This is a genomic window from Prevotella sp. C561, from assembly GCF_000224595.1.
Classification (GTDB): Bacteria; Bacteroidota; Bacteroidia; order Bacteroidales; family Bacteroidaceae; genus Prevotella; species Prevotella jejuni.
On the sequence record NZ_JH114141.1, the window covers coordinates 133,011 to 145,801 of the forward strand.

10 protein-coding genes and 1 tRNA gene are annotated in these 12,791 nt (G+C 42.7%); 1 reads left to right on the forward strand and 10 read right to left on the reverse strand.

The features are described 5' to 3' along the window. Positions 1-2: 2 nt before the first annotated feature. From sufC to HMPREF0666_RS03475, 8 genes are all read right to left on the reverse strand, one after another. A complete protein-coding gene (gene sufC / locus HMPREF0666_RS03440) occupies positions 3-758 on the reverse strand; it encodes a Fe-S cluster assembly ATPase SufC (protein WP_004382862.1) in 756 nt (251 codons plus the stop codon). Positions 759-770: 12 nt separating this feature from the next. After that, on the reverse strand, positions 771-1,175 hold the full coding sequence (locus HMPREF0666_RS03445) for a hypothetical protein (protein WP_009010928.1): 405 nt from the start codon (positions 1,173-1,175) through the stop codon (positions 771-773). Between the two features lie 18 nt (positions 1,176-1,193). Beyond that, positions 1,194-2,639, reverse strand: coding sequence for a Fe-S cluster assembly protein SufB (gene sufB / locus HMPREF0666_RS03450; RefSeq protein ID WP_009010929.1), 1,446 nt, complete (start codon positions 2,637-2,639; stop codon positions 1,194-1,196). A gap of 356 nt (positions 2,640-2,995) precedes the next feature. After that, on the reverse strand, positions 2,996-5,857 hold the full coding sequence (infB, locus tag HMPREF0666_RS03455; protein WP_009010930.1) for a translation initiation factor IF-2: 2,862 nt from the start codon (positions 5,855-5,857) through the stop codon (positions 2,996-2,998). Between the two features lie 135 nt (positions 5,858-5,992). Beyond that, a complete protein-coding gene (gene nusA / locus HMPREF0666_RS03460; protein ID WP_009010931.1) occupies positions 5,993-7,258 on the reverse strand; it encodes a transcription termination factor NusA in 1,266 nt (421 codons plus the stop codon). Between the two features lie 4 nt (positions 7,259-7,262). Further along, on the reverse strand, positions 7,263-7,730 hold the full coding sequence (gene rimP / locus HMPREF0666_RS03465; RefSeq protein ID WP_009010932.1) for a ribosome assembly cofactor RimP: 468 nt from the start codon (positions 7,728-7,730) through the stop codon (positions 7,263-7,265). A 392-nt stretch (positions 7,731-8,122) separates the two neighbouring features. Next, positions 8,123-9,352: a S9 family peptidase gene (locus HMPREF0666_RS03470; RefSeq protein ID WP_009010933.1), complete on the reverse strand. Its 1,230-nt coding sequence runs from the start codon at positions 9,350-9,352 to the stop codon at positions 8,123-8,125. 336 nt (positions 9,353-9,688) lie between these two features. Further along, complete coding sequence (locus HMPREF0666_RS03475; protein ID WP_050803224.1) at positions 9,689-11,380, reverse strand: S41 family peptidase; 1,692 nt, start codon at positions 11,378-11,380, stop codon at positions 9,689-9,691. A gap of 252 nt (positions 11,381-11,632) precedes the next feature. Here HMPREF0666_RS03475 and HMPREF0666_RS03480 point away from each other — a divergent pair. Then, positions 11,633-11,706, forward strand: a tRNA-Asn gene (locus tag HMPREF0666_RS03480). Between the two features lie 232 nt (positions 11,707-11,938). On the opposite strand, the gene HMPREF0666_RS03485 is transcribed toward HMPREF0666_RS03480, so the two are convergent. Together HMPREF0666_RS03485 and HMPREF0666_RS03490 are read right to left on the reverse strand one after the other, a co-directional pair. After that, complete coding sequence (locus HMPREF0666_RS03485) at positions 11,939-12,307, reverse strand: desulfoferrodoxin family protein (protein ID WP_009010935.1); 369 nt, start codon at positions 12,305-12,307, stop codon at positions 11,939-11,941. Between the two features lie 151 nt (positions 12,308-12,458). Continuing rightward, a partial coding sequence (locus HMPREF0666_RS03490; RefSeq protein ID WP_009010936.1) for an IS30 family transposase occupies positions 12,459-12,791 on the reverse strand: 333 nt, incomplete at its 5' end.

The window sequence follows — 12,791 nt, forward strand, 5'->3', positions numbered from 1 at the left end:
TATCAGTCGTTATCCACTTCTTCCTTTATCCAATCGTAACCGCGTTGTTCAATCTCCTTCGCCAATTCTGGACCTGCCGTCTTCACGATACGACCTTTATAAAGAACGTGAACAACATCTGGTTTGATCATATCAAGCAGTCGCTCATAGTGCGTGATGACAATGTATGAGGTTTTATCAGTATGCATCTTGTTAACGCCATCAGCTACAATGCGCATAGCATCAACGTCAAGACCGGAGTCCGTCTCATCCAAAATACTGAGTTTTGGTTCTAACATTGCCATCTGGAAAATCTCATTACGCTTCTTCTCACCACCCGAAAAACCTTCGTTTACACTGCGACGAGAGAGTGTGGAATCCATCCCCACCAACTGACGTTTCTCACGCATGAGTGCCATAAACTCAGCAGCCTTCATTGGATCTAATCCTTCATAGGCACGCTTTGCATTAATAGCAGCCTTCATAAAGTTAGTCATACTCACGCCAGGTATCTCAACAGGATATTGGAAAGAGAGGAACAAACCCTCGTGAGAGCGGTCCTCCGGCTTCATCTCCAATAGGTTTTTGCCATTAAAAATGGCCATACCATCGGTCACCTCATAGAGAGGATTGCCCGTCAGTACGGCACTCAGTGTTGATTTACCCGAACCATTAGGTCCCATGATAGCATGCACCTCACCATCTTTTATCGTGAGGTTGATACCTTTTAATATTTCTTTTCCTGCGATGGTTGCATGCAGGTTTCTTACTTCTAACATATTATCTTTGCTTTAATTATCCTTCACTAAAAATGAATTAACAACATCTAACAGCGTATCGAATATGAAATCAGAGAAGTGATACTCACCACGAGCCATCTTTTCTACTCTCTCTTGCTCTATTTGCTCTTCAAGGAGCGAGGACGAATAAGCATCTTTACCAAAGAAAGACTTTGATTTCTTCTTGTAAGCTGGCAAGTTACCTATCATCTCCGAGCCCGTAACTGTACGATAGAGACGAGTATCAAAGGGCTTGGGTGTATACGGCAACCCCATCACCGACCGGCATATAATCGCCGTATCCTGCTTTACTTGCTCATCAATCAAATACTTCTGCCACGGCTTTATCTGCCATGATTGGGCTTGAAGCATTGTTGTAAGCAGCAAACCAAACGTGATAAGAATGACCTTTCGCATGTTGTTTATTCAGTTATATTATCCTACTGTTCCTTCAAGTGTTACAGAGAGAAGTTTCTGAGCTTCAACAGCAAACTCCATTGGAAGTTTGTTGAGAACATCCTTCGCATAACCATTGACAATCAAACCAACAGCATCCTCGGTAGGAATACCACGCTGATTACAGTAGAAGAGTTGGTCCTCACTAATCTTCGAAGTGGTTGCTTCGTGTTCAACAATAGCAGTATCGTTGTGGATGTCCATATAAGGGAATGTATGTGCACCGCAATCGGAACCTAAGAGAAGAGAGTCACAACTTGAGTAGTTACGAGCGTTCTCCGCATTGGCTGTAGCACGAACCAGACCACGATAAGAGTTCTGACTGTGTCCGGCAGAGATACCTTTCGAGATGATTGTACTCTTCGTATTCTTACCTATGTGAATCATCTTCGTTCCCGTATCTGCCTCTTGGTAGTTGTTGGTTACAGCAACAGAATAGAACTCTGCCTGTGAGTTATCACCCTTCAACACACAAGAAGGATACTTCCAAGTAATAGCCGATCCAGTCTCTACCTGTGTCCATGACAGCTTAGAGTTCACTCCACGCAGTTCGCCACGCTTTGTAACAAGGTTCAAGACACCACCCTTACCATTCTCATCACCAGGATACCAGTTCTGAACAGTAGAGTATTTAACCTCAGCATTGTCTAACACAACGATTTCAACTACTGCAGCATGCAACTGATTCTCATCACGCATAGGAGCAGTACAGCCCTCAAGATAGCTAACATACGAATCATCATCAGCTACAATCAATGTACGTTCGAACTGACCAGTGTTGATCGCATTGATGCGGAAGTACGAACTAAGCTCCATCGGACAGCGGACACCTTTAGGAATATATACGAAGGAACCATCACTAAAGACCGCAGAATTGAGTGCTGCAGAGTAGTTGTCACGGTAAGGAACAACACTTCCAAGGTATTTACGCACCAAGTCAGGGTGCTCTTTGACAGCTTCACCAATAGAACAGAAGATGATTCCCTTCTCTGCTAACTGCTTCTTAAAGGTTGTCTTCACTGATACTGAGTCCATGATGGCATCAACTGCCGTCCCACTCAGTGCTAATCGTTCTTCCAAAGGAATACCTAACTTATCGAAAGTCTTCTCTAACTCTGGGTCAATCTCCTTATTCTTAGGCTTCTTCGCCAATGGATCAGCATAATAAGAGATATCCTGCAAATGTAGTTCTGGCAAATGCAAGTGTCCCCACGTTGGTATAGGGAGCGTCTGCCAGTAACGGAAAGCCTTCAAACGAAAATCGAGGAGCCACTCTGGTTCCCCTTTCTTCTGCGAAATAAGTCGAACGACATCTTCGTTCAGACCCTTCGGAATGACCTCCGTATGTACATCAGTCGTAAAGCCGAACTCATACTTCTGCTCTGCGACCTTCTTTACAAATTCATTATTCTTGTTCTCAGACATTTGTTTTGTGATTAAAGAGAGGAGAGGCTGTTCAGTCGTTAAAGAGGTTAAAGGGTGTCAGAGAAATCAAGATCAATACTTACAATTGCCGTAGACCTCTTTATCTCTAACGTTTAGCCCATCTGAAAAACACTCTTTACCTTTCTTATACCTATTGCTTGACGCATCAAAACCTATCGCTCATGTTCATCCAACAATAAGTCTTTTTAGCTCTCGCCATCTCTATTCTCAATATTAAATATACACTCTATGACCATACAAGATGTATGCCATGAAGTTCTACGGCAACATTTGTTACCATGAAGAAAAAACCGTCTTTACTCCTTTACCGGAGAGAAGACGGTTTTTTTATGTTGTTACAATTTCTGTTCAACCTCAATCTCCGTGAAGGTTTCGATAATGTCACCCACCTGTAAATCATTATAATTGACAAGCGAGATACCACATTCGAGTCCCGTTGCGACTTCCTTCACATCATCTTTATAACGTTTCAGAGCGTCGATAGGAGCTGTATGAATAACAATACCATCACGAACTACGCGACCTTTATCCTTGCTGTGAACCTTACCTTCAGTAACCATACCACCGGCAACCGTTCCAACCTTGGATATCTTGAAGACTTGTTTCACCTCAAACTGACCAGTGACTATCTCCTTCTTCACCTTGTCAAGCATACCCACCATCGTTGACTTCACATCGTCGATAGCATCGTAGATGACAGAGTAAGTATTGATCTCAACACCCTCACGGTCGGCCAAGCGGCGTGCATCGGCAGAAGGACGAACCTGGAAGCCGACAATGACAGCATCAGAAGCAGATGCTAACATAACGTCACTCTCAGAGATTTGACCTACCGCCTTACTGATCACGTTCACATTAACCTTCTCTGTTGACAGCTTGATGAATGAGTCAGACAATGCCTCGATAGATCCATCGGTATCACCCTTCACGATGATATTCATTTCATGGAACTCACCACGAGCGATTCGGTGAGAGATATCAGACAGAGTAAGACGTGTCTGTGTTCGCAAGCCCTGCTCACGTTGCAACTGCTCACGCTTGTTAGCAATCTCACGTGCCTCCTGTTCAGTCTCCATAACATGGAAGGTATCACCAGCTGTTGGTGCACCATTCAGACCAAGGATAATAGCTGGTTCTGCTGGTCCTGCACTCTCGATGCGTTGGTTACGCTCATTGAACATAGCCTTGATACGACCCCATGAAGTACCAGCGATAACGTTATCACCAATCTTCAACGTACCATTAGACACAAGAACCGTACTTACATAACCACGACCCTTATCAAGAGAAGACTCAATGATAGTACCTGTAGCCTTGCGGTTAGGGTTAGCTTTAAGATCCATCATATCGGCTTCAAGAAGGACTTTGTCAAGAAGCTCATTTACTCCCAATCCCTTCTTAGCACTGATCTCTTGACACTGATACTTACCACCCCACTCTTCAACGAGCAGATTCATCTGTGACAAGTCTTCACGTATCTTATCAGGATTAGCTCCTGGCTTATCAATCTTATTGATAGCGAATACCATTGGTACACCAGCAGCCTGTGCATGTGCAATAGCCTCCTTGGTAGTAGGCATGACAGAGTCGTCCGCCGCAATGATGATAATTACGATATCGGTAACCTGCGCACCACGAGCACGCATAGCAGTAAAGGCTTCGTGACCAGGAGTATCAAGGAAAGTAACCTTACGGCCATTCTCCAAAGTTACACTATAGGCACCAATATGCTGGGTAATACCACCTGCCTCACCAGCAATCACATTCGTGTTACGGATATGGTCGAGCAAAGAAGTCTTACCATGGTCGACATGACCCATGACAGTAACGATAGGAGCACGTGAAACGAGATCGTTCTCATCATCAACCTCCTCGCTAACAGCCTCCTGCACCTCAGCACTGACATACTCTGTCTTGAAGTCGAACTCATCAGCAACGAGATTGATAGTCTCAGCATCCAAACGTTGGTTGATAGAAACCATGATACCGACAGACATCAATGTTGAGATGACATTCGTTACAGGAACATTCATCATTGTAGCCAATTCAGAAACAGTAACGAACTCTGTCAGCTTCAATATCTTACTTTCCTTGCGCTCTGCCTTAGCCTCCGCATTCAGACGCTCTTGAACAGCATCACGCTTCTCCTTACGGTACTTAGCACCCTTCTTGTTCTGGCTCTTACTTGTCAGACGAGCAAGTGTCTCCTTTACCTGACGTGCTACTGCCTCATCATCAACCTCTAATGGTTTCTGATTACGGTTGCGGTTCTTCTTACCCGCATTCTTGTTGCCACCGCCATTGTTATTACCTTTCTTACCATTCTGGTTTTGCTGTTGATTAGCGGCAGCATTGATATCTACGCGTTCCTTATTAATACGAACGCGTTTTTTCTTGCCCTGACCATTATTCTGACCAGCCTTCTCCTCACGCTCTTTACGACGTTCCTCCTTACTCTTCTTCTTAGGACGAGTACTCTGGTTCAGCGTACTAAGGTCTATCTTACCTAAGACATTCACCTTAGGAGTATTCAAGATCTTCTTCTCGTTCTTGGTCTGGAACAAGCCATTATCTTTCTTCTCTTCTACAGCAACAGGCTCAGCCTGAGGCTTAGAAGTAGCAGGTTCACTCTTAACCTCTGGTTTAGTCTTCACCTCAGCCTCAACAACAGGAGCCTCCTTCTTTACAGGCTCAACCTTCTTCTCTACTGGTTTCTCAACCTTAGGAGCCACCGGTTTAACCTCTTCCTTGTTTGTTACAGGCTTTTTACTTGTCTCATGCTTCTCTACCTTCTTCTTCTCTTCTGCTGGTTCCACGGCAGCTGCAGCAGGAGCAGGAGCAGGTTTATCCTCTGTAGGAGCAACAGCTTTCTTAGCAGCGGGCTTATTCAGCTGATCAAGGTCGATCTTTCCAACAGGTTTATACTGCTGACGTTCAGCCTTCAAGATCGTCTCACCTTTATGATCAGCAGCGCCTTTCTTCTCCTTAGTCTTCTTCTGTAAGAGTTTAGCTGCGTCCTTCTTTACCTCCTTATCATTGTTGAAGGCACCTACGAGAGCCTTATACTGGTCCTCGCTTAGCTTAAAGTTAAGCTCGTTCTTCACCTCGCCTAACTCTGGCTTCTTCTCCAAGAACTCCACTGCCGTTTGGAGTCCTATATTCAATTCACGAATTGCTTTGTTTAATCTGATGCTCATTAACTTTATTTTACGGTGTAGGGTGTTGGTTGTTGAAATGCCTTTTGGTAGAGAGGGGTTCCGAACATGGAGTTGCTGAATAGTCACACCCGTTAGCTTTCAGTCAACAACCATCACCCACCAACCAATCACCTTTTACTGTTCAAACTCTGATTTCAATACGTTCAACACGCTGTCTACGGTCTCTTCCTCCAAGTCTGCCTTTTCTATCAGCATCTCTCGTGGGGCATTGAGCACCTGGCGTGCTGTGTCGAGTCCGATACCCTTGATGGCATCGATAACCCACTGGTCTATCTCATCAGAGAATTCATCCAAGTAAATATCCTCCTCTGCGTTCGTTTCGTCAAGTTCACGGAACACGTCAATGGTGTATCCTGTCAGCATACTTGCCAACTTGATATTCATACCACCACGACCGATAGCAAGACTAACCTCCTCTGGCTGCAAGTAAACCTCGGCCTTCTTATTCTCTTCGTCAACTGTCAAGCTGCTCACCTTAGCTGGTGCAAGTGCGCGCTGAATGAAGAGTTTGGTATTTGCTGTCCAATTGATAACATCGAGGTTCTCATTGCAAAGCTCTCTAACAATGCCATGAACACGGCTACCACGTACACCTACGCAAGCACCTACAGGGTCGATACGCTCATCAAAGCTCTCAACTGCAATCTTTGCACGCTCACCAGGCATACGAGCAATCTTACGAATAGCTATCAAACCATCGTTGATTTCAGGTACCTCAGCCTCAAGCAGACGCTCAAGGAACTCTGGAGCAGTACGTGAGAGGATAATCTTTGGATTATTATTCTCGTTATCAACGCGATGGATCACTGCACGAACAGTCTCGCCCTTACGATACTGATCACGTGGAATCTGCTCGCCCTTAGGGAGAATCAACTCGTTATTCTCTTCGTCAACAAGCAGTACTTCACGTTTCCAAGTCTGATAAACCTCACCAGAGATAATCTGACCCACACGGTCCTTATACTTATTATATAGAGAATCGTGCTCCAGCTCAAGAATCTTAGAAGCCAATGTCTGACGAAGATTCAAGATAGCACGGCGGCCAAACTTATTGAAATCGACCTCTTCACTAACATCTTCACCAACCTCATAGTCTGCTTCTATCTTACGTGCATCCGTAAGGCTAATCTCCTTATTCTCATCCTGAACCTCGCCATCAGCCACAACCACGCGATTACGATGTATCTCGAAATCACCCTTATCAGGGTTTACAATCACGTCGAAGTTCTCGTCACTACCGAATATCTTAGCGAGTACGTTACGGAAGCTCTCCTCCAAAACGCTCACTAACGTGGTACGATCGATGCTCTTGGTATCCTTAAACTCCTTGAAAGTCTCGATCATATTCGGACGTTCTTCCTCTATTTTCCTTGCTGCCATAGCTTTACTTGAAACTTATTATGTATTTTGTATATTTTACTTCATCCATCTTGTACGCATGGTCTACGTCCATCTTTACAGGACGCTTCTTGCCTTCCACTTGTACCTTCTCGTTGACAGCCACAATAAAGTCGTTGCCATCAACACTCTTCAATACGCCTTTGACTTTCTTTCCATCCTTACCAAGCACCTCTACTTCCTTTCCAATGAAGTTCTGATACTGCTGTGGGACTTTGAAAGGTTGACCTAATCCTGCAGAGCCTACCTCAAGTTCATAGTCTTCCTCATCACGGGAAAGACGGTCTTCGATATACTTGCTCAACTCTACACAGTCTTCGATCCATACGCCATCGGCATGGTCAATCTCAACGACAATCTTGTCGTCAGAACTGATCTGTATATCAACCAGGAAGTACTCCTTACCTTCCAGCCACTCGTCAACGAGTCCTTTTACAACGTTTTTATCTATCATAAGCGTTTTAATATGAAAAATGAGGGACTATTAAAAAGCCCCTCATTCCTCTGAACGAGTGCAAAGTTACGAATAATTTCGGCATAGACCAAATGTTTTAAAGCTTTTTTTTATCTGCTTATAAGCGATTTAGACGAAATATATCCAAGGTTTTTCTAATCCGAAGAAGCCTTCGATTCCAAATTCTTTTCATGAAAAAAAATATTTCTTTTCATGAAGAAAAATATTTTTTTTCATGAAAAAAAATTCTTCTCGTCATGAAAATAATTCTAAGTCTACCTTTATTTAGATTGATAGAACATAGAGTGGAGCAATATAAAGTTCATTAAATCAGTTATTAATAACTATATACACTCTCTTAGAAATCCATTAGGAACAACCAAGTTGATAGCTTATTGTTTGATAAAACGGACGATATCTTCTAAGACTTCTGGTGAGACAGTTTCTTCTATTATCCTATACTCTGAGACATTTCCCGTCTTACAATGTTGGAATAGATGGTTAAGCGAGGGATACTCTTTGATGATGTTTTTCGGATTAGGCTTTAGATGGGCCTTTATCCCCGCCAGATTAAGCGACGATATCACCTGAACATCACGACTCCCATTAATAGCCATAACAGGACAAAGCGTCTTTGAGATATCCGCTGATGGGTCATAATCAATGAAGAAGTTCAACCAAGGTGACCTCTTTATAATTGCATTCATGCGATACTGATGCGTGGAGAAACGCATTGATTGCCCCGTAAGTTCGAGTATCTTATTTGTTTGTGCTGTCAAAGCTGTGTCTCCTTTCACGCCAATTCCAGCCATGCTAATGACAAAATCAACTTTCCCTTTCGCACCCAACATGAAGGCTATAGACCCACCTTCACTATGTCCGAGTATGCCGACCTTACCAAATTGCTTCGAAGTGCGCAGGAAATCAACTCCACTTGCAGCATCTCGCATAAAGTCAAGCGTCGTTGCATGCCCCACATCTCCGCCTGTCGATTTACCAAAACCTCGGTCGTCATACCGCAAAGTGGCTACACCATGTCGTGCCAGATAGTCTGCTATAACAAGGAAAGGCTTATGATCGAAGATTTCTTCGTCTCTGTTCTCCTGCCCACTCCCAGTAACCATCAAGACGACAGGTGTCTGTCCTTTCTTATAACCAATAGGGTATGAGAGTGTTCCTACAAGTGTTGCGCCATCTGCAACGTTCTTAAAAGCCACTTCTTCTGTCTTGTATGGATAAGGAGCGACAGGGTTCTGCGGACGATTTAGTTTCTCTTCTCCTCGCTTCAAGACTAACGGGAAGGATTGACCTTGTGTAAAAGTACCGACTATCTCATCTCCTTTCAATTTTCCTTGAAAGCTGAGAGCCAAACTCGCAAGGCTTACACTGATAGAGTCAGACGAGCAGTAGTCTGTCTCTACCGCTATTCCCTTCGCCCCTTGATCGGGACTATCGAGCGTACTTTCAGCCTTTCCTTGTGCATCACAGTTCACATGCAACACAATAGTCAAGGATTGTGGACCGAGGTTCAGCTTGCCCATCCAATCTCCTTCTATGGGTTTCTGCGCAAAAGCTCCAGCCCACGAAAACAATAAACAAATGCTTAAAATAATCTTTTTCATTACTATAAAAATTAAAGAACAAAGTATTATAAGGGAAATATGCAACTAAGAAAACATCGTTTCTAAGTCGCTCTCTTTTATCATTCCACACCCTCTTTGGTGCTGAATAACAAGTAAATAGCGTTTACACAGGACAAAGATAACAAAAAAACTTATAAGTCAACTCCTTTGAGAAGAAATATATCATATAAACGAAAGATATTTCACATAAGAAATAGTTTACCTTCATTTTATTTAATAACACGTAAACAGATAAATAAAATGGCTATATAAAAATAAGGCCTATAAGTCCCTACCGAACTTATAAGCCTTATTCTTTCTTTTATAATGTTCCCTCTATTTCGCCTTTGTTTTGTTCTTTTTATCGACGACAACACTGCTTGCGGGTTCAATCTTGACTAATGGCTGACTAACAACTGGCTGTAGAAGTTTCTTATACTCAGCTGGATGCTGCAAAATCTCCACAGCCTTTTTCCACTGCTTATCAAACTGCAGACTATTCTCTATCGAACCTTTCTGATAGTAGTAAGCTGACACAAGATCGCTTGTCAACAGCTTCTTTAGTGCCTGCTTGTTATATTCAAGATCTTTGGCAAGGTTATGTGTGAGTTTCTTCTCCAAAGCGTCAAACTCTGGTTTAGCATCATCATAATAGCCTTCGAACCTTGCTAACTTCACAAGATTCTCTAAATACTTCTGACTCTCACGGTCGTATTTGAAGCCACTCTTCATCACTGCTTGCTTAAAGTCCTCAAAGTCGGCATCTGAAATGACGAATGTCTTTGCAGGACCGATGGTTGGATGCTTCTTAATATACTGTAATTCCCAGTTCCACATCACCTCCGTAGAATCGCGACCAGAGGAGGCAAGATAGAAAGCAATGTTTGGTAGAGAGTCTGGACGTACCTCTATATCTGGCTTAATACCACCACCATCACGCACTTCACGTCCGTTTGCCGTATGGAATACATGTGTTAATGAGTCGGGAACATGCTCTGTGTACCCGCCATTAGCATGCTTGTAGTTGATTGCCTGTATGCAACGCCCACTTGGGATATAATACTTACTTGACGTGAGCTTTAAGTTTCCATTATAAGGGAGGTCCATTGACACCTGTACAAGCCCTTTACCGTAGGTGCGAGTACCAAGGACTACAGCACGGTCGAGGTCTTGTAGACTACCACTGGTAATCTCACTTGCACTTGCAGTCTCGTCATTCACCAATACAACAATCGGCATAACAGTGTCGATAGGTTCGACTGTCGTCTTATACTCTTTGTTTGCACGCTCCATCTTACCTACGGTCTTGACAAGGGTTATACCCTTCGGTACAAACATATTTACGATGTTAACCGCTTCTTGTAAACTACCGCCACCGTTGTTGCGAAGGTCGAAGACAAAGGAGGTCATACCCTGCTTCTTCATATCAAGGAAGGCACGACGCACATCCTTAGCACAACCCGTTGTGAAAGAGTTGAGGTTTAAGTAGCCTACTCCACCATCCTGTACACCATAATAAGGTACGGCTGGGAGCTGGATAGCACGACGAGTAATCTTAAATTTCATCTTCTTATTCGTTGATGGACGCTGAATAGTCAGGATGAAGGTTGTACCAGCATCGCCACGCAGGTGATTGCTTACGTATGTAACATCCTTTCCCACCATTGAAGAGTCGCCTATAGCAAGGATGACGTCACCCTTCTTCAATCCAACCTCCGCAGCGGGCATATTCTCGTATGGCTCATCTATCACTGTGTTCTTTATCAAGAAATTATAACGAATCAATGCACCGACACCAGCATACTTACCCGAAATCATCAAGTCGAGGTCTTTAACCTTGTCTTCTGGGTAGTATATCGTATAAGGATCAAGTGAACGTAGCATGTAATTGATACCATTACCGATTACTTCGTCGGCATTCAGCGTATCAACATACATCAAATCAAGATACTTATAAATAGCCGAAAAAGTCTCAAGGTTCTTTGCTACATTGAAATTATGCTCCTTCTCCGCAGTGCTTTGTGCCATTACAGACCCGCTGAAAGCAAGTAGCCAGAGTCCGAAAGCCAAAAAACAATTTTCTCATTATATATTATTCGTTTGTTATTTAATACTGTTATAGTGGGACAAAAGTACATTATTATAATGGAAAACACGCCTTCCAACGTACGAAAATAAAGAAAATTACGATTTTATTGAAATTTTCTTCAAAAACATTTGGCTGTTTCAAAGAAACATACTACCTTTGCAACCGCTTACAAGAAATAAGCAATACAAACTGCTTCAGTAGCTCAGTTGGTTAGAGCACCTGACTGTTAATCAGGGGGTCGTTGGTTCAAGCCCATCCTGGAGCGCATCAAAAGGAATTACGAAAGTAATTCCTTTTTTGTTTTTTATACCTTTCAAGAGACTTTACTATTAGTTCTGTAGCAAGATGTGAGAAAAAGATTAATTAGCCTAATTGGGCATATTAGGCTTAATATAATAACAGAAAGTATAGGAAGACAGAAAAGAAAAAGGGTGTATGCACTCCTTTTTAAGAAGACTCATACACCCACTATTATATGTAAGTTTGAAAAGTTGCTCTTACTTTGAGCGCCAAAGACCATGGAGGTTGCAGTACTCACGTGCGTAAACCTCAGTTGCATCAGTCTTAAACTCAGCTACTGGACGGTCTGTTGGCTCGAGATACTTACGGAGAACCTCGTTGTTATTAGTTACCAACTCAATCCAAAGGATAGAGTGTGCCTCTGTCATTGGGTGCTCAACCTCACCAACAGTTACACGGTAGCCACCTTCAATCTTCTCAACAACTGGTACGTGCTTCTCAGTAGCAGCATCAGTAGTATTCTCAACTACATGCTCCATACCAGCAACACCACACTCACCGCCTACTAATACTTCAACGATTTGACCACTCTCTGAACACTTATATAATTCGTTTCGCTTTGACATAATAAATTATTTCTTAATGTTTTATGTCTGCAAAGATATATCTATTTTCCGAAAGAAACAAACTTTCCGCTTGTAAACATTACAAAATTTACATACTTTAAGACTTTATTCGCTACAATGATTACCGTGAATTCAACAAGCAAGTGCAAATTTACTTAATTAGTTCGTAAAAGCAGTCCTGTGGTGTTTTAAAATCTAATTTCTTTCTTGGCCTCATGTTAATTTTCTTTGAATACTTCGTGATTTGTTGCTGGCTGATATGCTCAAAGGTTTCTTTTTTTGGCACGTATTGCCTAATTAGTCCGTTAGCATTTTCTATAGCCCCTTTCTGCCATGAAGCGTATGGGTCAGCAAAATATATGGTAACACCAAGGCTTTTGGCTATCATTTCATGACAAGCGAATTCTGTACCATTGTCAGTTGTAATAGACTTGATATGGTCTTTGAAAGGAGATAGTAAGTGTATTACAGTTCGTGCCAGTTC